The 20,680-nt window shown below is 65.4% G+C and carries 16 protein-coding genes; 9 read left to right on the forward strand and 7 right to left on the reverse strand.

Translation table 11 applies throughout. The features are described from left to right. Positions 1 to 24: 24 nt before the first annotated feature. Complete coding sequence (locus IEX32_RS02890) at positions 25 to 1,059, forward strand: SIS domain-containing protein (protein ID WP_229735833.1); 1,035 nt, start codon at positions 25 to 27, stop codon at positions 1,057 to 1,059. Further along, positions 1,056 to 2,204, forward strand: coding sequence for an N-acetylglucosamine-6-phosphate deacetylase (gene nagA / locus IEX32_RS02895; protein WP_188768248.1), 1,149 nt, complete (start codon positions 1,056 to 1,058; stop codon positions 2,202 to 2,204). The genes IEX32_RS02890 and nagA overlap by 4 nt, the downstream gene beginning before the upstream one ends. Before the next feature lie 15 nt (positions 2,205 to 2,219). Here the strand turns inward: nagA and IEX32_RS02900 are convergent, their stop codons facing one another. Further along, positions 2,220 to 3,089, reverse strand: a complete 870-nt coding sequence (locus tag IEX32_RS02900; protein ID WP_188768249.1) for a glucosamine kinase nucleotide-binding domain-containing protein — start codon at positions 3,087 to 3,089, stop codon at positions 2,220 to 2,222. 121 nt (positions 3,090 to 3,210) lie between these two features. On the opposite strand from IEX32_RS02900, the gene IEX32_RS02905 reads away from it, so the two are divergent. Next, a complete protein-coding gene (locus IEX32_RS02905) occupies positions 3,211 to 4,104 on the forward strand; it encodes an N-acetylmuramic acid 6-phosphate etherase (protein ID WP_188768252.1) in 894 nt (297 codons plus the stop codon). Between the two features lie 34 nt (positions 4,105 to 4,138). Here the strand turns inward: IEX32_RS02905 and katG are convergent, their stop codons facing one another. From katG to IEX32_RS02925, 4 genes are all read right to left on the reverse strand, one after another. Next, positions 4,139 to 6,337 (reverse strand): catalase/peroxidase HPI, encoded by a 2,199-nt coding sequence (katG, locus tag IEX32_RS02910; protein WP_188768260.1) that lies wholly within the window; start codon positions 6,335 to 6,337, stop codon positions 4,139 to 4,141. A 300-nt stretch (positions 6,338 to 6,637) separates the two neighbouring features. Further along, positions 6,638 to 7,951 (reverse strand): MFS transporter, encoded by a 1,314-nt coding sequence (locus IEX32_RS02915; protein WP_188768262.1) that lies wholly within the window; start codon positions 7,949 to 7,951, stop codon positions 6,638 to 6,640. Between the two features lie 62 nt (positions 7,952 to 8,013). Then, positions 8,014 to 8,832 carry a 2-keto-4-pentenoate hydratase gene (locus tag IEX32_RS02920; RefSeq protein WP_229735834.1) on the reverse strand — a complete coding sequence of 273 codons (819 nt, stop codon included), beginning with the start codon at positions 8,830 to 8,832 and terminating at the stop codon, positions 8,014 to 8,016. 71 nt (positions 8,833 to 8,903) lie between these two features. Next, complete coding sequence (locus IEX32_RS02925) at positions 8,904 to 10,391, reverse strand: UxaA family hydrolase (protein ID WP_188768266.1); 1,488 nt, start codon at positions 10,389 to 10,391, stop codon at positions 8,904 to 8,906. 81 nt (positions 10,392 to 10,472) lie between these two features. Between IEX32_RS02925 and IEX32_RS02930 the strand changes: the two genes are divergently transcribed. From IEX32_RS02930 to IEX32_RS02950, 5 genes are all read left to right on the forward strand, one after another. Continuing rightward, on the forward strand, positions 10,473 to 11,528 hold the full coding sequence (locus IEX32_RS02930; protein ID WP_229735836.1) for a LacI family DNA-binding transcriptional regulator: 1,056 nt from the start codon (positions 10,473 to 10,475) through the stop codon (positions 11,526 to 11,528). Positions 11,529 to 11,601: 73 nt separating this feature from the next. Then, on the forward strand, positions 11,602 to 12,438 hold the full coding sequence (kduI, locus tag IEX32_RS02935) for a 5-dehydro-4-deoxy-D-glucuronate isomerase (protein WP_188768267.1): 837 nt from the start codon (positions 11,602 to 11,604) through the stop codon (positions 12,436 to 12,438). Between the two features lie 2 nt (positions 12,439 to 12,440). Continuing rightward, positions 12,441 to 13,211, forward strand: coding sequence for a 2-dehydro-3-deoxy-D-gluconate 5-dehydrogenase KduD (gene kduD, locus IEX32_RS02940; protein ID WP_188768269.1), 771 nt, complete (start codon positions 12,441 to 12,443; stop codon positions 13,209 to 13,211). A gap of 9 nt (positions 13,212 to 13,220) precedes the next feature. Next, on the forward strand, positions 13,221 to 14,231 hold the full coding sequence (locus IEX32_RS02945) for a sugar kinase (protein ID WP_188768271.1): 1,011 nt from the start codon (positions 13,221 to 13,223) through the stop codon (positions 14,229 to 14,231). After that, positions 14,218 to 15,807: a carboxylesterase/lipase family protein gene (locus tag IEX32_RS02950; RefSeq protein WP_188768556.1), complete on the forward strand. Its 1,590-nt coding sequence runs from the start codon at positions 14,218 to 14,220 to the stop codon at positions 15,805 to 15,807. Before IEX32_RS02945 ends, IEX32_RS02950 begins: the two co-directional genes overlap by 14 nt. A 15-nt stretch (positions 15,808 to 15,822) precedes the next feature. Here IEX32_RS02950 and IEX32_RS02955 read toward each other — a convergent pair whose 3' ends face one another. Then, positions 15,823 to 16,212, reverse strand: a complete 390-nt coding sequence (locus IEX32_RS02955) for a cupin domain-containing protein (protein ID WP_188768273.1) — start codon at positions 16,210 to 16,212, stop codon at positions 15,823 to 15,825. Further along, entirely contained in the window at positions 16,209 to 17,516 is a 1,308-nt protein-coding gene (locus IEX32_RS02960) for a pectate lyase family protein (protein ID WP_229735839.1), read from the reverse strand. Before IEX32_RS02960 ends, IEX32_RS02955 begins: the two co-directional genes overlap by 4 nt. Positions 17,517 to 17,779: 263 nt before the next feature. Between IEX32_RS02960 and IEX32_RS02965 the strand changes: the two genes are divergently transcribed. Further along, positions 17,780 to 20,641 carry a TonB-dependent receptor gene (locus tag IEX32_RS02965; RefSeq protein WP_188768277.1) on the forward strand — a complete coding sequence of 954 codons (2,862 nt, stop codon included), beginning with the start codon at positions 17,780 to 17,782 and terminating at the stop codon, positions 20,639 to 20,641. Positions 20,642 to 20,680: the final 39 nt, after the last annotated feature.

Here is a 20,680-nt window from a genome sequence, read left to right on the forward strand (position 1 = left end):
TCAGGCACGTTTCGAGCGATGAAAATGCACGCGGAACAGACGCTCATCTTTGCGGAAGCGGCGCAAGGGGCGGCCGTTGCGGAGCGCCAGATCGCCGAGCTTCAGGTTCCGCTTGACGCTCTCGGCCGCAAGCTGCGCGATCTGGATCCGCCGCTGGTCCTCACGTGCGCCAGGGGGAGTTCCGATCACGCCGCGACCTTCGCCAAGTACCTTGTGGAAACCCATGCCCTTGCCCCTGTGGCTTCCTATGCTCCCTCGGTTTCCTCGCTGTACGAAACCCACTGGCGCAAGCTGGAAGGCACGCTCTTCCTCGCCATCTCGCAGTCGGGGCATAGTCCCGACGTCGTGATCTCGGCGCGGGCGGCGCGTCAGGCCGGCGCGCTGGTGGTGGCTCTGGTCAACGACCCGCACTCGCCGCTGGCGCTGGCATCGGACGTGGCGATACCCTTGCACGCCGGCACGGAACGGAGCGTGGCGGCAAGCAAGTCGTTCATCGCCTCGCTGCTGGCGATCATGGGGCTCGTCGCCGCCTGGACCGGGAGCGAAGAACTGCGGCGGCCTCAGGCAACCGTACCGCAGGCGCTCCGCGACGCCTGGCAGCTTGACTGGTCGCCGGCGGTCACCGCCTTGGCCGGAACGGACAACCTCTTTGTGCTCGGTCGCGGATTGAACTTTGCCGCGGCGCAGGAAGCGGCTCTCAAGCTGAAGGAGACCTGCGGCCTGCACGCCGAAGCGTTCAGTGCCGCCGAGGTGCAGCACGGTCCGGCAGCGCTCGTCGGCCCCGGTTTTCCGGTCTTCATGCTGACGCCCGGTGACAAGGGACGGGAGGACTTCGGACGGCTTGCGGATCAATTCGTTCGTCGCGGCGCCCCGGTAATCGTCGTCGGAGGCCCGCATTCCGGCACGTTGTCCTTGCCATTCCTGACGGAATTGCATCCGGCGGTTGCCCCGCTTGCCACGATCCAGAGCTTCTATCGCTTCGTTGCCGAGCTGGCCATCGCGCGAGGCCGGGATCCGGATCGCCCGCCTCATCTGCGCAAAGTGACCGAGACCCGATGAGCCGCATCGCGTTCATGCCTTCACGCGTCCTGACCCCGGCGGGATTTGAGAGCGACCGCTGCGTCGTCGTCGGCGAGGGGCGCATTGCCGGCGTCTTGCCAGCAAGCGAATGTCCGCCGGACGTCCCGGCAAGGAAGCTGGCGGGTGATCTCCTGCCCGGCTTCATCGACCTGCAGGTGAACGGTGGCGCGGGGGTGCTTTTCAACGATCGCCCGGCGATGGAAGGAATCGCAGCAATAGCAGCGGCACATCGCCGCTTTGGCACTACCGGTTTCCTGCCCACCATAATCAGCGACGATCTCGAAGTCGTCGCAGCGGCCATCGGCGCGGTGGATACCGCCATCGCGCGCGGCATGCCCGGCGTGCTCGGCATCCACATCGAGGGCCCTTTCCTCAATCCGGCAAAGAAGGGCATTCACGATGCATCCAAGTTCAGGATACTGGACGAAGAAGCCATCGCCCTGCTCTCATCGCTCCGGCATGGCCGCACCGTCGTCACGCTTGCACCGGAACTGGCTCCCGCAGGCGCCATCCGCGCGCTGGTTGACCGGGGCGTGATCGTCTGCGCCGGACACACTGCGGCTTCCTATCAGGAAATCCAGGTTGGCATCGCCGAAGGGCTGAGCGGTTTCACGCATCTGTTCAACGCGATGAGCCCGCTCGGAAGCCGGGAACCGGGCGCGGTGGGCGCCGCGCTGGACGGCTGCGGAACGTGGTGCGGCTTGATCGTCGACGGCCATCACGTCCACCCGGCTTCGCTCCGCATCGCCCTCGCCGCCATCGGCGCCGAACGCCTGGCGCTGGTGACCGATGCCATGCCGACGGTGGGATGGGATCGAAACGAATTCCAGCTCGGCGGGGTGAAAATCGCCGCCTGCGACGGCTACTGCATGGCTCCTGACGGGACTCTGGCCGGTTCCAACGTGAACATGGCGCAGGCCGTGCGCAATGCCTGCCGCATGATGCGCGTCGACGATGCGACGGCCATCCGCATGGCCACCGCCGTTCCCGCGTCCGCGATCGGGCTGTCCGATGAAGTGGGATCCATCGCGCCCGGACTGCGCGCCGATTTCGTTCTCGTCGGCCCGGACATGGACGTCATCGAAAGCTGGATTCGCGGGGAGCCGACGCGCCCCGGCCGGTAGCGGCCAAGAGCGCCGCTATTCCTGCCCGGCGCGATGGCGGGCCAGGAATATCGCGCCGTCGAGGGCATCGCCAAGCGGCGCGCGCAGGCGCTTGCGGACGCTGACGGCCAGCCACTCGCCTATTCGCTCCGCGATGCCGCCCATCAGGCAGCAGTGGGGAGCACCGAGGTCGAACAGCGTGCGGATCATTTCATCTATACGCCGCGCGGCCCCCTGAACGATCAATTCAGCGATCGCGTCGCCCGCATAGGCATGGTCCAGCACCATCGGCGCGAACGCTCCGTAGTCGGCCGGGGTCGCGCTTGCCGTCCAGTCAACGATCTCCCCGGCGGAGCCATGGAAGTGGGCGAGCACTTCGCGCGTCAGCGAGGAATGCTCGGTGCGTCCATCGCGCGCCCACAAGGCCCGCTTGATCGCGCGCAGGCCCAGTTCGGCGCCGCTTCCTTCGTCCGACACGGGAAAGCCATAGCCGCCAATCGTGAAAATCCGCTCGCCCACGCGGCCAAACCCGATGCTGCCGGTGCCGACGATGACCACGGCGCCGTCTCCTCCCGCATGGGCGCCAAGGTTCGCGATGGCCGCGTCGCTCGCGAAGGCGATGGATTTGAACGGAAATTCGTGATTCTTCAGCCCCTGGAGCATCCCGCGGCGATTGAGTCCGGCCATCCCCAGACCGGCGTTGATCGAGGCAAGGTCCTTCCCGGTCAGTCCGGCATCGGCCACGGCTTGTGCGCAGGCTTTCTCAACCGCCTGCAAACCGCGCTCCAGACCGAAAGGCGTGTTCGCCGCGCCGGCTTCTCCGAAACCCAGGACTTCTCCATCGCCCGAAACAAGCCTGGCCCGCGTATGTGTCCCGCCGGCGTCTATTCCGATATACAGTTCCATGGCTTCCTCGAATGTTCCTGCCGGCCTGGATAGCACGATCTTGTGACACAATCTCGCCAACGCCAGCACATGTTTACGGACAGGCAGGACAGCCCCGGCGTGCGAGCAAGGAGAGGCCTGGATGACAACCGAAGCGAGAAGCGCCCGCTACGCCGATCTCGATCTCTGGCCCACGGACGCGGCCGTCGAGGCCATGCTGGAGGCGCAGCTTGCCGCTGCGGCGGCGGTACAGCCGCAGGCCAGAGCTATCGCCCGGGCCGCAGATGAGGCCTCGGCCCGGCTCGCCGATTCAGCAGGTCGGCTAATCTACGTCGGCGCGGGCACGTCAGGGCGCATCGCCGTTCAGGACGGAGTCGAGCTGGGGCCGACTTATGGCTGGGACGGAGATCGGGTCGCCTACCTCCTTGCGGGAGGCGGGGACGCGCTCGTTTCGAGCGTCGAAGGGGCGGAAGACGATGCTGCGGCTGGCGAGCGGGAAATGCGCGACCTTGCGCCGACCGCTTCTGACGTGATCGTGGCGGTCGCTGCCAGCGGCACGACGCCCTACACCGTCGCAGCGCTTGCTCAGGGACGCGCAGACGGCGCGCTGACCGTCGGCTTCGCGAACAATCCCGCAGCCCCCCTGCTCGCTCTGGCGACGCACCCGATCCTCCTCGATACGGGCGCCGAGGTCGTGACGGGATCGACACGGATGAAGGCGGGGACAGCCCAGAAGATCGCCCTCAACCTCTTCTCGACCGCAATCATGCTCCGCCTGGGCCGGATCCACGCGGGCCTGATGGTCGACATGCGGGTATCGAACGCCAAACTGCGGCAGCGCGCGGTCGCGATGATCGGGGAAATAGCCGGGGTCGACGGGAAGGTCGCCGAAGATGCGCTCGATCAGGCGGCCGGCGGCATCAAGCGGGCCGTGCTGATCGCTCTCGGGCAGACACCCGAACAGAGTGCGATATCCCTGCGTTCTGCGGGCGGGAACCTTCGCCGGGCGCTTGGACGCGCCGATACCGACGAATAGAACGCGCGGTACGCAGACTGGCCCCAGGCCGTGCTCAGGCGAGGTCGAAGCGGTCGGCGTTCATCACCTTGGTCCAGGCCGCCACGAAGTCATTGACGAATTTTTCGCCGGCATCGTTTGCCGCATAGACTTCCGACAGTGCGCGTAGCTGCGAGTTCGAGCCGAACACGAGGTCGGTACGCGTCGCGGTCCACTTGTGCTGGTTGGTCTTGCGGTCCGTGCCGACAAAGGTCTCGTCTCCTTCGTCGTCCACCTGCTTCCACGCCGTGCCCATATCAAGCAGGTTGACGAAGAAGTCATTGGTGAGCTGTCCGACGCGGTTGGTCAGCACGCCGTGGCGGGAGCCGCCTGCATTGGCGCCGAGCACGCGCAGGCCGCCCACCAGCACCGCCATTTCAGGCGCCGAAAGGCCGAGCAATTGAGCGCGATCCACCAATAGCTCCTCGGTGGGCACGTTGAAGCGCACGCCGAGGTAATTGCGGAAGCCATCCGCCTTGGGTTCGAGCGGTTCGAAGCTCTCCGCGTCGGTCCATTCCTCGCTGGCATCTCCTCGTCCGCCGGTGAACGGCACCGTCACATCGTAACCCGCATCCTTCGCCGCCTTCTCGACCGCCGCCGAGCCGCCGAGCACGATCATGTCGGCAAGCGAGAGCCTGATTCCTGCCCTGATCTCCTCGAGCCTGGCCAGCACCCTGGCAAGCTCGTCGGGATCGTTGACTTTCCAGTCCTTCTGCGGCGCGAGACGGACCCGCGCGCCATTGGCGCCGCCGCGATGGTCCGACTGGCGATAAGTCGAGGCGGAAGCCCATGCGGCCTTGACCAGTTCGCTGACGGTGAGGCCGCTGCCCAGTATCCTTGTCTTGAGTTCGGTGACCTCGCTGTCGCTCGGCACGTAGCCAGCGGGCACCGGATCCTGCCAGATCAGGTCTTCATCGGGCACTTCGGGGCCGAGATAGCGCGCTTTGGGGCCCATGTCGCGATGGGTCAGCTTGAACCAGGCCCGGGCGAAGGCATCGGCGAATGCGTCGGGATGCTTGTAGAACCGCTCCGAGATTTCGCGGAATTCCGGGTCCATCTTGAACGCCATGTCGGCCGTGGTCATCATCGTCGGGACCTTGCGGCCGGGAGTGTGCGCCGCCGGGGCCATATCCTCCGGCTTCTGGTCCTTGGGTTGCCACTGCCAGGCGCCGGCCGGGCTCTTGACCAACTCGTAGTCGTATTCGAGCAACATCCGGAAATAGTTCATGCTCCACTTGATCGGCGTGGGCGTCCAGGGACCTTCGAGCCCGCTGGTTATGGTATCGTCTCCGATGCCGCTCTGATGCCCGCTCTGCCAGCCCAGGCCCTGCTGGGCGATGTCCGCCCCTTCCGGTTCGGCGCCGATCTTTGCCGCGTCGCCCGCGCCATGGCACTTGCCGAAAGTATGGCCGCCGGCCGTGAGCGCGACGGTCTCCTCATCGTTCATCGCCATGCGCGAGAAAGTCATGCGGATTTCCTTGGCCGAGGCCAAGGGATCGGGTTTGCTGCCAGGGCCTTCCGGATTGACGTAGATCAGCCCCATCTGGACTGCCGCCAGCGGGTTCTCCATCGCCTTGCCGGCATCCTCACCCATACGCGCTTCGGCGCCCTTCCCGACCCATTGCTCTTCCGAGCCCCAGTAGACGTCGTGCTCTGACTCATAGACATCCTTGCGGCCGCCGCCGAAGCCGAAGATGGGGCCGCCCATCGACTCGATCGCGACATTGCCAGCCAGGATCATCAGGTCCGCCCAGCTCAGGTTCCGGCCGTACTTCTGCTTGATGGGCCACAGGAGCCGCCTCGCCTTGTCGAGATTGGCATTGTCCGGCCAGGAATTGAGGGGCGCAAAGCGCTGCTGGCCCGAGTTGGCCCCGCCGCGCCCGTCGCCGGTACGGTAGGTGCCGGCCGAGTGCCACGCCATGCGAATGAAGAAGGGGCCGTAATGACCGTAATCCGCCGGCCACCAGGGCTGGCTGTGGGTCATCAATGCGGTCAGGTCCTTCTTCATTGACGCATAGTCGAGCTTCTTGAACGCCTCCGCATAGTCGAAATCGTCGCCGTATGGATCGGCAGTGGCACCGTGCGGGCGGAGGATGTCGAGCGAAAGCTGGTTTGGCCACCAGTCGCGATTGGTGCGGCCGAGCAGCGTGCGCAGCGCAGCGCCTTCCTGCATGGGGCTGCCGTGTAGCGGGTCGTCGCCGGTTTTCATGTCCATGGGGCGTCTCCTCCTGCACGGGATCTCACCCCCATCCCATGCGATTTTCCGGGATCAGTTCGAAGCACGGCATAATACCACAGGTTCCGGGGTAACCGAAACCAGAACATTTGGGGGGCACGGCATGTTGCAGGCCGGGCGCCATCGGTATGGCACCGGGCCTGTACTTCGAGCAATTGCGCCTCCTCGCCCAGGAGCCGGATCGCGATCGCAGGTCGTTTCAATCCGACTCGCAGGCGCCGTGGGCCGCGCCGCACGACCCGTGCCGGCCGGGGCGGGCCATCGCCGGCCTAAACCCGCTTATCTGCCTTCCGCGCGGATCGAAACCGGAGCCAGCCTGGGGCTGAGCACGTGCACGACAATCAATGCCAGCAGATAGGCGCATGCACAGAGCGCGAAGAGCACTTCGTAGCTGTGGGTTGCGTCCAGGATGTAGCCGGCGAACAGCGACATGCCCATTCCGCCAAAGGCGCCCAGCATGCCGCCGATGCCGATGACCGAACCCACCGCACCGCGAGGGAACACGTCCGAAGGCAAAGTGTAGAGATTGGCCGAAAACGCCTGATGTGCGGCTGTCGCTATGCCGATCACCAGAACCGCGGTCCAGACATTGTCGATGCTCTGCGCAAACCAGATCGGCAGCACGCACAGTGCGCAGATCAGCATCGTTACCTTGCGTGCGAAGTTGGGTGTGCGTCCCGCCTTGATCAGCTTCGAGGACAGCCAGCCCCCCGCGACGCTGCCGACATCGGAGATAAGATAGACCGCCGCCAGCGGCAGGCCGAAGGTCTTGAGATCGAGGTCATAGCGTTCGAACAGATAACCGGGCAACCAAAACAGGAAAAACCACCAGATCGGGTCGATCAGGAACTTGCCCAGAGCATAAGCCCAGGTTTCACGCACGGTCAGCAGGCGCGTCCAGCCGATCTTCTCACCTGTATCCGCGGGGTCCTGCTGGATCCAGGCAAGCTCGGCCACGCCCACGCGCTCGTGTTCGGAAGGGTGGCGATAGACCGCCCACCAGACCACAAGCCAGGCCACGCCGAAAATCCCCGTGACGAAGAAGGCCATGCGCCAGTCAAACCACAGCACCAGCAACGGCACGATCAACGGAGTGAGAATTGCACCGACATTGGCACCGGCATTGAACAGACCGATGGCGAAGGCGCGTTCCTTCTGCGGGAACCAGTCGGTCACGGCACTGATCCCGGCGGGGAAGTTGCCGGACTCGCCTATGCCGAGGCCAAAGCGCGCCATCGCGAACGAGGTCACGCCACTGGCGAAACCATGCGCCACATGGCTTATTGTCCAGATGACAATGGCGATGGTGTAGCCCAGCCGCGCGCCCAGCGCGTCCACGATCTTGCCGAATGAGATGTAGCCGATCGCGTAGGCGAGCTGGAACCAGAACACGATCGCCGCGAAGTCCGACTCGCTCCAGCTGAACTCAACCTCCAGCGTCGGCTTGAGCACACCGATCATCTGCCGGTCGATGTAGTTGATTGCCGTCGCCGCAAAGAGCAACGCAACGATCACCCAACGGAAACGCCCAATCCTGACGCTCGGCGCGCCGGCTCCGCTTTCCAACTGTCCCACGCGGGCTCCTGCATCCATTGACCCTGCTCCCTTGGCGGCGGGAATTCTTCGACCCGCCTGCTAGAAACTTCCAGAAACTGCTATCTGTCCGGCAATGCGGCAACTATGGCGCAGCGCACTGCGCCATGCTGCCCGAATGAGGCCGTCACCTGCTCGCCGGGACGCACGGGGTGAACGCCCGTAACCGCTCCGGTAGACACCCAGGTGCCACTGCCGCAGTCGATCCCGCGGCCCACCAGATTGCCGAGCAGGAAACGCACGGCGCCAAGCGGGCCGTCGAGCATGGCCGCCGTCGTGTTTTCGCCGGCGAGCGCTCCGTCGATCTCGAGGCGCACGGTGACGTCGTCGAAATCCATCGCTTCCCATCCGGCAAGGCCTGGACCGACGACGAGGCCAAAATTGTTGCCATAGTCCGACGCCGTGACCGGGGGACCATCTGCGTTGATGCCGGGGTACGGCGAACTCGCGACCTCAATGCCGACATGCACCGCGTCGAGAAGTGCGAGAGTGCCTGCATCGTCCTGCGGCACCGCGCCATCCCAGCCGGGTGCGACATGGAGCAGAAACTCGGCCTCGGCGGCGGCAAAGCCCCCGGCAAAGACGGGCATCGCAGGAGATTCGCCGCTCGGCGCCTCGACAACGCTGTCCGCGAAGATCGGCCCGGCAAGGCGGTTGGCGCCCAGTCGTGCATCATCCGGCGGATTGATCCGGCCGACCTTCCAGCCCGCAATCGGGCGGCCGTCGAAATCGATCGCAAGGTCCTGGATGCGGTAGGCCTCCGCCATGTCGGAAGGGGCCTCGCCAGGGTAGCGAGCGAGGACGCACCGGTCGCGCCTTGCGGTCACGAAGGCCTCTGCCACTGCTTTCGCCTGATCGGTCAATCTAAACCCCGCATGCATGAAGTGATTTCGGCTGCTCGCTAAAGGAAACCGGTGTCATGCGCAAGCCAATTTGATGGACACTTTGTTTTTCAAAGGGTTACTCCTCTTTTCCAGACGGCGATTGCTCGCTGCCCGCTGCGCTCCGCAGCGGTGGCCTCCCCGCTCGCTACGGCAAGGACTCGCGCCATGAAAGCGGCGTCTGCCGTCGCCGGCCCATCCTCGAGGGCCTGCGATGCGTCAAAGTCGATCCAGTGCGGCTTCGCTTCAGCCAGCGCGCGATTCGAAGCGATCTTGATCGTCGGCACTGGGAAACCCAGCGGCGTCCCGCGCCCCGTGGTGAAAAGAACGATCGTCGCCCCCGAAGCGGCCAGGGCGGTCGAGGAAACGGCATCGTTGCCGGGCGCTTCGAGTAGACTAATTCCGGCCCGCGCGGCCTGATTCCCGTAGTCGAGGACATCGGCCAACGGCGCCGAACCGGCTTTCTGCACCGCGCCCAGCGACTTTTCCTCCAGCGTGGTGATTCCTCCGGCAAGATTGCCGGGCGAAGGATTTTCCGAAACCGGCAGCCCCTGATCGAGGTAATAGCGCTTGAATCGGTTCACCAGCCCGGCCGCCCTGTCGAACACCTCGCGCGAGGCCGAACGGTCGAGCAGCGCCTGTTCGGCGCCGAATATCTCCGGAATTTCGGTCAGGATCACGCGTCCGCCCGCTGCGGACAGCGTCTCGCTGAAACGCCCGAGCAGAGGGTTTGCGGTGAGGCCGGAGAACCCGTCGGAGCCCCCGCATTTGAGCCCGACGGTGAGCGCGGATGCAGGCAAATCCTCGCGCCGGCTTGTCGCGGCCTGTTCGACCAGTTCATCGACCAGCCGGCCGGCCTCGGCAATCTCGTCGCCTGCGGACTGGCTGGACAGCACCCGCAGCTTTGCCCTCGCGTGCTCGGGTACAGCCTCGACAAGCCGGCCAAGCTGGTTCGATTCGCATCCCAGGCCCAGCAGCAGCACGCCGGCCGCGTTAGGACTGACGGCAAGTCCCGCAAGGACCGCCCGGGTGCCGGCTAGGTCGTCCCCCAGTTGCGAGCATCCGTGGGGATGGGTGAAGGCATGAATGCCGTCGATCACGCCGGCATGCCGCGCCTGTGCCTCGCGGGCGATCTGTTCCGCGGTTATCCCGACGCAGCCGACCGTCGGCAGGATCCACACTTCGTTGCGCGTTCCCGCCCGTCCGTCCGCGCGCGGATAGCCGCGCCAGGTGGCGACGGGAGACGCAGAGTCGAGAGCGGCGGCCTGCCCCGGCCGCCCTGCGGTATAGATGAGTTCTCCCGCGAGGGCGGAGACGAGGTTGTGTACATGCACATGCTCGCCTGCCCGAATCGCCTGCGTCGCGTGCCCGATCAACTGACCGTATTTGATAACGGTGTTTGCACGGGCATGATCGACCAGAGCGAACTTGTGCCCCTGCGCGATATCCTCCCGCAGGACCAGTCCGCACAGGTTTTCCCCGGCGGAAAGCGGCCGCAAGGCCACAGCGACCGTGTCGTGGGGATGTATCCGCAAGGAGGACGGGATGTTCGTCGGCATCGGTCGCGCGAAAGTCCAGGTGTTTCCGATTCTGCTGGTAACCGGTGTCAGCTTGCCTATAACACTGACTGATGGCAAGTCGTGGGCACAGTTTCAGCAGGGGAAGAGGCCATTAGCAGCAAATCTGACGGGCAAAAGCCGACGATCAACGACGTCGCGCGCCTTTCCGGGGTTTCCAAGAAGACCGTGAGCCGGGTCATCAACAAGTCGCCCCTGCTCAACCAGGCCACCCGCGAAAAGGTCGAGGCCGTCATTGCCGACCTGGGCTATGTCCCCAACCCGCAGGCGCGCGCGCTGGCGCTTCGCCGCAACTTCCTGATCGGTCTGATCCACGACAACCCCAACGCGCAGATGGTGCTGGGCGTGCAGGAAGGCATTCTGGACACGATCCGCAAGACCGAATTTGCCCTCGTCGTCCGCCCGGTCGACCGGCACTCGCCGACCATGTTCGACGACATCCGCCACTTCATCGAACAACAGCGCCTCTATGGGGTGATGCTGCTCCCGCCGATCTCGGAAAACGACGAGCTTGCCCGGATGTGCCGCGACTTGGGCTGTACCGTTGTCCGCATGGGCTCGGCCCGCCTCGACGACGATGCGCACCTCGTGGCTTCGAACGACCGGCAGGCCGTCTCCGAGGCGGTGGCATGGCTCGCCGAACTCGGGCACAGGCGGATAGGTTTCGTGGCAGGCCCCGAAGGCTTCCGGTCCGCCCGGGAGCGCGAGCTGGGCTTCGCCGACGGCATGACGCGCGCCGGCCTGGCGACCGAACCTGAACTGGCGGCGAGAGGGGACTATCGCTTCGAATCGGGCCTCGCTGCGGGAGCGCAACTGCTGTCGGTCGACCGGCCGCCCACGGCGATCTTCTGCAGTAACGACGAGATGGCGGCCGGCGTACTTCACGCTGCCCGCGCGCGCCAGATCGACGTTCCCGATGACCTCTCGATCGTCGGCTTCGACGATACCGCGACGGCCGCGCACATCTGGCCGCCGCTGACGACCGTGCGCTGGCCGATCGCGGCCATGGCGCAGGCTGCGGCGTCCAAGCTCATCGATCCCGCCAACGCCGCGTCGCAGCCTTCGTTCTTCCTTTCGGACCTTGTGCGGCGCGCGTCGACCGTGCCGCCACGAGAGTAAGTCGCGAGACGTTGACACCGGTTTCCAATTCGGGATACGAGTCCCGGTGAATTCCTTACCGGAGAGCTTATTCGTGTTTTGCAAGACCTACCACGCCACCCATCCCGACATGATGGAGAGTGTCACCAACGACGAGCTGCGCGACCGTTATCTGGTCACCGGCATGTTCGAGGCGGGCAAGGTCACGCTCAACTATTCCCACAACGAGCGCTTCGTGATCGGCGGCGCGGTACCCAGCGGCGGTCCGCTGAGGCTGCCGGCGCAGACCGACCCGCCGAGCGCGGAGGGCCACCCCTTCCTGGAACGCCGCGAGATGGGTGTCGTCAATATCGGCGGACCCGGCGCGATCACCGTCGATGGCCAGCGCTTCGAGATGGGCAACAAGGAATGCCTCTACGTGCCGATGGGCAGCGACGAGGTGATTTTTGAGGGCGAAGGCGCGCGGTTCTACATAGCCTCCGTGCCGGCGCACAAGGCCTGTCCAATCAAGCACATCACGCTGGAACAGGCGAATCCGCTGGCAAAGGGCGACCTCGCCAATTCCAACCAGCGTACGATCTACCAGCTGGTGATCCCCGGCGTGTGCGAAAGCGCGCAGCTCCTGCTCGGCCTGACGGTGCTGGAGGAAGGCTCCGTGTGGAACACGATGCCGCCGCACCTGCATGACCGGCGCAGCGAGATCTATCTCTACTTCGACCTTGCCGAAGAGAACGACCGCGTCTTCCACTACATGGGCGAGCCCGACGGAATGCGCCACATCCTCGTCGCCAACGAGGAGGCGGTGATCAGCCCGCCGTGGTCGATCCACATGGGTTCGGGCACCAAGTCCTATGCCTTCATCTGGGCGATGGGCGGGGAGAACCTGGACTATACCGACATGAACGTCCTCGACATCTGCCAGCTCAACTGACGATGGCCATTTCGTTCAGCCTGAAAGGCAAGACGGCGCTGGTCACCGGCGCCAACACCGGGATCGGCCAGGCCATTGCCGTCGCGCTGGCCGAGGCGGGCGCGAACGTGGCCGTGGCGGGGCGGTCCGAGCCGGCCGAAACTCTGCGCCTGATCGAGGAAACCGGGCGCAAGGCGGTGAGCATCAAGGCTGACCTGTCCAGCATCGAACCGGTGCAGCGCATCGTCGATGAAGCGCTGAAAAGCCTCGGACGGATCGACATACTGGTCAACAACGCTGGCATCATACGGCGCGACGATCTGCTGCGGTTCTCGGAAGAAGACTGGGACGCGGTGGTCGACACCAACCTCAAGACACTGTTCTTCCTCAGCCAGGCCGCCGCGCGCGCGATGGTGGAGGGCGGAGCCATGGGCGGGAGCCGGGGCAAGATCATCAACGTCGCCTCCCTGCTCTCCTTCCAGGGCGGCATCCGGGTGCCGAGCTATGCCGCGGCGAAATCGGGCGTCGCCGGCGTGACCAAGGCGATGGCGAACGAGTTGGCGGCAGAGGGCGTACAGGTCAACGCCATTGCTCCCGGCTACATTTCCACCAACAATACCGCCGCCTTGCAGGGCGACGAGACGCGCAACCGTCAGATCCTGGAGCGAATCCCGGCGGGGCGCTGGGGCCGGCCGGAAGACATCGCGGGCGCTGCCGTGTTCCTGGCCTCGCCTGCCTCCGATTATGTAACCGGGCACGTGCTGGCCGTCGACGGCGGTTGGCTCGCGCGCTAGGCCGCCGCCATGACAGGACACGTGACATGCTTTGGCGAAGTGCTGCTTCGCCTCGCGACGCCCGGCCATCGGCTGATGGTGCAATCGGATTCGCTCGATCTGGTCGTGGGCGGCGCGGAAGCGAACGTCGCGGCCGGACTGGCCTCGCTCGGGCACGAGGTGAAGCTGGTCTCCCGCCTGCCGGTCGGGCCGCTCGGCGACAAGGCGCGCTCCGCCGTCGCGGCTGCTGGAGTCGATACCAGGCATGTGAGCCGCGCGCCCGGCCGGATGGGCCTGTATTTCCTTGAAAGCGGCGCGGGGCTCAGGCCTTCGTCGATCATCTATGACCGGGCAGGCAGCGTCTTTGCCTCGTCCTCTCCGGACGATTTCGACTTCGCCGCCGCGCTGGACGGCGTGCGGCTGCTGCATCTGTCCGGCATCACTCCGGCGCTGGGGCCGGAAGGCTGCGCTCTGGCCCAGGCGGCCGTGGCAGCGGCGCAGCGCGCTGGCGTACCGATCTGCTTCGACGGCAACTACCGTGCACTGCTGTGGGACAGCTGGGACAGCGACCCGCGCAGGATCCTGACCGGACTGATGCAATCGGCCGCGATCATGATCGGCAACCACCGCGACATTTCCCTGCTGCTGGGCGAGACCTTTTTCGGCGACGGAGCCGACCGGCGCCGCGAGGCCGCCGATGCCGCCTTCGAGGCCTTTCCGGGCCTGCAATTCATCGCCTCGACCGCGCGCCATGTGGTCAATGCCGCGCACCACCGCATCGCGGCGCGCGTCGATTCCCGCGACGGCGCCCACCAGACGGCCGAAGTGGAAGTGACCGGGATCGTCGACCGCATCGGCACTGGAGATGCTTTCGCGGCGGGTGTGCTCCACCGCTGGCTGCAGGGGGCGGACATCGCCGCCATGGCCGAAGCGGGGCTTGCCTACACAGTGCTCAAGCATTCGCAACCGGGCGACATGTGCCGGGTGGGACAGGGAGAACTCGATGCCTTTTCCGCCAGTGGCGGCGATGTGCGGCGCTAGGACGAGCAGCGATCCGCTTGAAGGGCGCTGCACCCGCCGCACCCTTGTGAAGACGGGCGCGACGGCGCTGGTTGCGGCCGCCGCACCGTCGCCACTGCTGGCGCGCAGCGCGAAAGCGCCCCGCGTCGGCCGCTACACAGGTCTGGTCGAGGACGGAGTGCTGGCGTTCAAGGGCATCCGCTATGGCCGGGCGGAGCGCTTCGCCCGCGCCGTACCGGAACCGTGGGAGGGACCGGGCGTCACCGCCACCACGTTCGGCCCGATCTGCCCGCAGCGCGGCATGAAGGATGAGCCGCAGTCCGAGGACTGCCTTTACCTCAACGTCTGGACGCCCGAAGCGAACCCGGCGGCACGCCGCGCGGTCATGGTCTATTTCCATGGCGGGGCATACACGAGCGGCTCGGTGACCGATCCGCTGACGCATGGCGCGAAGCTGGCGGCGCGGGGCGACGTGGTGGTCGTGACTGTCAATCATCGCCTCAACGCACTCGGCTATGCCTGGCTCAAGCCGTTCGGGGGGCGCTATGCCGACAGCGGAAATCTCGGCCAACTCGATCTGATCCTCGCATTGCAATGGATTCGCGATCGGGTGGCCGCATTCGGAGGCGATCCGGCGCGGGTCATGGTCTTCGGCCAGTCCGGCGGCGGCGCCAAGATCGCCACGCTCATGGCGATGCCTGAGGCCAGAGGCCTGTTTCACGCGGCGGCGACGATGAGTGGTCAGCAGGTACAGGCCAGCGGCCCGATGCACGCCCGGGCGCGCACGCAGGCCTTCATGGCCGCGCTCAAGCTGGCGCCTGACGATGTCGAAAGCCTGCGCGCCATGCCGGTCGAGCGGCTGGTCGAAGGGCTGGGCGCGACCGATCCGGAAATGGGCGGTGGCCCGGTCTATTTCGGCCCGGTGCTGGACATGACCAATCTTCCGCGACACCCGTTCTGGCCCGATGCCGCGCCGCAGTCGCTCGGCGTTCCGATGATCCTCGGCAACACCCGCGACGAGACGCGCGCTTTCCTCGATCCGCGAGGCGCCAGGTTGGCGGGCCTTTCGTGGGACAATCTGGCCGAGCGGATCGGCCGCGAGGTCAAGATCGACCTCGATCCGGCGTGGGTGAGCGCGCAGTATCGCGCGCAATACCCCGACTGGCCGGTCGAGCGCATATTCTACGCGGCGACCACGGCGGGGCGCTCCTGGCCGGGGCAGGTGATAGAGGCCGATGCCCGCGCGGCCGCCGGAGCAGAGGCGACCTGGGTCTATCAGCTTGACCGGCCATCGCCTCTCGATCCGCTGCGCGGGGCCGCGCATACCGACGATATCCCTTATGTCTTCGGCACGCTCGACGCGCCGGGCAGCTATTCGGGCACGGGCACGGCTGCGCAAAGGCTGAGCCAGGCGATGATGGGCGCCTTTGCCGGATTGGCGAAGACCGGGCGCCCGGGCATCGCCGACTGGACGCCTTACCGCCTGCCGGAGCGGGCGACGATGATCTTCGATGATGCGGTGCGTGTCGAGAACGATCCCCGCCGCTGGCAGCGCGAATTGTGGGCGCTGGCTCCCTATGTCCAGCCCGGAAGCTGACGGGCGAGGCGCGCGTCAGTCCGCCGGGTTGGGATAGGCGATAATCAGCGAAAGCGGCTCATCGCCCCGCTGCCAGATGCCGACCACGGCGCCCTTGTAGAGGTAGGCGGCCATGCCGGGGCGCAGCGTCGCGCGCTCGCCGTCGGAAACCACCTCGCCTTCGCCGGAAAGCACATAGTAGACCTCGTCGTGGTCGATCGGATGCTCCCCGACGGCGGCGCCCAGGTGAAGCACGCGGCGTCGGAATTCCATCGCGCGCGGAGGCGGGGCCGCGTCGGAGATGCGATAGGCGGTGCTCATGCCGATCGCACCATGCGGAGGGGCTTCCTCACGCACGGTCTTCGTTTCGTCTATCACTGCCATCGGCGGAGCGGCCATGCCGAGCAGGGCAAGCGCAAGGATCATTTCGTCCTCCCCCCTTCCCGCATGGCCCTGTCCCGCGCGGTAAGCGTCTCCTGCGCGGCCGCCTTCTGGCCCGGATAGATGCCCGATTTCGGCGTCATCGCGGTGAGATCCCAGTCTTTCTCGACGAAGGGAGCGCGGGTCATGGCCGGATGCGGATAGCCGCCAAGCGTCTTCTCGTCGTCGATGATCTCGCCCCGCCCCTCGGCCACGAAGAACAGCACACGGATGTCATCGGGCGCACGGTCCCAGGGACGCGCGCCAACGGTCGAAAACAGGCTCGTCTCAAGGTCGGACGCGGGCAGGATATCGAAGCCGTCCAGGCTGGCGAGCGGCGACTGCTTTTCGATCAGCCTCGCCTTTGTCACGCCATAGCGGCCGAACATCGGCGCGGGATTGCCCCAGCGATCCACCGCGATGTTGTCACGCCCGTGATAGGCGAGATCGCCGTCCCCCCCCAGCATCAGGAACGGCAGACCGGGTTCGGTCGAATTGCCCGCGCGCATGACATTGCCGACCGCCGTGATCTCGCCGGTAACGTACTCGTGGCCGGCCCATTCCAGGTTCATCAGGTTGTAGTGCATCGCGCGGTGGCCCGGATCGTAAATCATGTTGTTGACCAGCAAGGCCTGGGCGCCACCCTTGATCAGCGGCGCACGCTCCACGTTGTGCGCCCAGAGGTTGCGATAGAAGACGACGCCGGTGACGTTGTCGTGGATCAGCGAGCCCTTGGAATGTTCGCCCTTGGGATGGCTGGCGTTGGCCAGACCCTCTGCCAGAAGATTTTCGCGGAACAGGATGTCGTGGCTGGTGTTCTTGCGCCATTCCGAGAGGTTCTTGCCCGCAAAGCGAGGACCGGACGCCGACATGTTCTCGTCGATCGCCCAGAGGAAGCTGCAATGCTCCACCACCACGTTGTGCGCCGCGACCGCCGAGAAGGCATCCGCTTCCCAGCCGGAGAGGCGCGGCTGACCATCGACCCCCGTCATAACCCGCAGGTGGCTGATTACGACGTCGTGGCCCTTGAGATCGATTCCTCCGCGGATGATCGTCACGCCGGGCGAAGGTGCCGTCTGACCTGCAATGGTGAGATAGGGCTCGCTGATCGTCAGAATCGAGCGTTCGAGGTCGATCACCCCGCCGACTTCGAACACGACGATGCGCTTGCCCTTCGCCTCGACCGCTGCCTTCAGCGATCCGGGTCCGTCCTTGGCGAGCGTGGTGACGCGAATGATTCGCCCCCCTTCGCCGCCCCGCGTTGGCTCGACACCTTCGGCCACGGCCGTCGCCGGAAGCATAAAGAGCATGAGAATTGCCAGGAAAATCCGGCTTATGGGCCTGTGTGAAATCACCGTCGATCTCCCGTTCATACTGATTCTTGACAGGGTCGGTCACCTGCGGCACTACTATTGACACCGGTTACCAACGCCGGCAAGAGCGTTCTTGAGGATCGCCAAGAGGCGCCACAAGGCGCGGGGATCAGGATTGCCAAGAAAAGAACGGAATATCCGTCACTCCTTTTGACACCGGTATCACAAAGGGCCTCAACGGCCATCATGAGGATGAGGACATGCGTCAGGCTGTTTCCAGAGTTTCATTTCTAAAGATCGCACTCATCGCGGGAAGCGCGCTGACGCTGCCTCAGACGGCTTTCGCGCAGGACGTGGCCGATGCCGGCGCGGAACAGGCCGACGGAGAAATCGTCGTTACCGGATTTCGACAGTCGCTCGAGGCCGCGCTGAACGTCAAGCGCGATTCCGTCTCCGCCGTCGACGCCATCGTCGCGGAGGACATCGCCAAGTTCCCGGACCAGAACCTGGCGGAATCGCTCCAGCGCATTCCCGGCATCTCCATCCAGCGGGACGCGGGCGAAGGGCGTGCGATCACCGTGCGCGGCTTGTCCTCGCAGTTCACCCGGGTGCGCGTGAATGGGCTGGAGACCGTCGCCACCTCGGTTGATGGCGCCAGTTCGAACCGCGACCGCGCCTTCGACTTCAACGTCTTCGCGTCCGAGCTGTTCAGCTCGATCGTGGTCCACAAGACGGCCGAGGCCTCGCTCGACGAAGGCTCGCTCGGCGCAGTGGTCGATCTCAACACCGGCAATCCGCTAGCGGCCAAGGCGGGCCTGACGGCGGCGGCTTCGGTGGTCGGTTCGTACAACGACCTTTCGAAAGACCTCGGGCCGCGCCTCGCCGGCCTGGTCAGCTGGCGCAACGACGCCGGCACATTCGGTGCCTCGATATCGGCCGCCTATTCGCGCACGAAGGTGAACGAACTGGGCAACAACACGGTCCGCTGGGCGCAGGCGCCGTTCGATTCGGTGGACGGGGTAGCCTGCTATACCAACAGCGAGGCCGACCTGACCGGCAGGCCGAACTCGGGCGGCATTTACACTCCTGGCCGCGTAGCCACCTGCGACGAAGCCGCCCTCGCCTTTCACCCCCGGATCCCGCGCTACGGCCAGGTCGCCCATGATCGCGAACGCCTCGGCCTGACCGGCTCGATCCAGTTCGCGCCAACCGACCGCACGAAGCTGTCGCTCGACGGGCTCTATTCCAAATTCAACGCCGCGCGCGAGGAAAGATGGGGCGAAGTGTTGCTTCGCTCGAACGAGCGGTCGATCGATGTCGTCGATCCTGTTTACGACGACAACGGAAACATGATCTCGGCCACGCTCAACGACGTATGGGTGCGCACCGAGCACTACCTGCGCAAAAGCTCGACCGAGTTCTACCAACTCGGCGCGACCTGGGACCAGGACGTCGGCGACAATTTCCGCTTCACGCTGCTGGGCGGCCTCTCGAAGTCGGACGCGCAGATCCCCGTCGAGACGACGATGATCTTCGATGACCGCGACGCGCAGGGTTATTCGTTCGACTATACCGACATGAAGCACCCGAGCCTGACCTTCGGCACCAGCGTGACCGATCCGGCCAACTTCCAGCTGGCCGAGATCCGCGACCGCCCGTCGCAAGTCATCAACAAATTCAAGACCGTGCAACTGCGTACCGAATGGGACGTGACAGACGGCTTCACACTGAAGGCGGGCGGCGTCTGGCGGCGCTTCAATTTCGACACGGAAGGCTTCAGCCGCGATACGGCCGTCTGCGGCAACGGCGGGCTCGACCGGGTTCTGGGAACCCTCACCTGCTCTCCCAGCGGCACGTTCGGTCCCGGTGCCGTCTACGGCTTCCCGGTCACTTCGGCCCTCTCGGAGTTGTTCAACCTCGGCAGGGCGGGGCAGCCTTCGGGCAACACCAACTCATGGCTGGTTCCGAACCTTGACGCGACGACGGACTTCACCGGTCTTTATGACCGCGAGCTCAGGGTCGAGGCGGGCAATACCCGAGGCGTACAGGAAACCACCAAGGGTGGCTATTTCCAGGTCGATGGCAAGGGCGAGCTTCTCGGGGTTGAGTACGCACTCAACGCGGGTGTGCGCTACGTCAAGACGGATCAAAGCTCCTATGGTCTCGTCAGCGGCGTGCAGAGTTCCGTCAAGCGCAGCTATGACGACTGGCTACCTTCCGCCAACCTGGCGCTGTTCCCGCGCCATGACCTCATCATTCGCGCGGCGATCGCCGATGTCGTGACGCGGCCTTCTCTGGGCTCGTTAACCCCAGGCGGCTCGGCCGACGGCTTCAACTACCGCGTAACAACGGGCAACCCGTTCCTGGAGCCCTACCGCGCCACCAACTACGACCTCGCGGTCGAATGGTACTTCGCTCCGCAGGCGGTGCTCTCGGTGGCCTGGTTCAAGAAGGACGTCCACACTTTCACCCGCTCCGATTCGCGCACCGGCCTGACATACGCCGAGACGGGCGCACCGGTCTCGGCGCTGACCCCCTCCTCGCCCGCGGCGCTCAACCCCTCGCAGCTCCTCGAGCCGCGCTGGACTCTGGCAACCACCGTCAACGGCGAGGGCGCCACGCTCAGTGGTTGGGAAATCGCCGCCCAGATCCCGTTCAACGCCTTCGTGGACGGCTTCCTCGGCAACTTCGGCATCCTTGCGAATGCAACCTTCATCAGTTCGACGGCCGAATACGAACTGCAGGGACCGGCCACGGTCCCCGGCGGACCGCTGACAAGGGTGACGGTGACCAACACCCTCCAGAACGTCTCGAAGCGCGCCTTCAATGGCACGCTCTACTACGACGACGGCAGGTTTTCCGCGCGCGTCATGGCAAGCTATCGCGGCCGCTATCACGAGGGCGCAAGCGGCACCGGCAACCTGCTCGAAGGTTTCGGCGCGACCACCAACCTCGACGCCTCGGTGCGCTACAAGCTCACCGATTGGGTCGAACTCTCGGTGGAAGGCAACAACCTGCTCGACACCTACCGCTACCGCTTTACCGACTGGGACGCGGACCGCAATTACGAGAACAACCACTACGGGCGCACGTTCCTGTTCGGCGCGCGATTCAAGTACTGAAGATGCACCGCAGGCCCGGAAAGAGCGGAAAGGAGAATG

The sequence above is a fragment of the Novosphingobium endophyticum genome, from assembly GCF_014640675.1.
In the GTDB taxonomy this organism is placed as follows: Bacteria; Pseudomonadota; Alphaproteobacteria; order Sphingomonadales; family Sphingomonadaceae; genus Novosphingobium; species Novosphingobium endophyticum.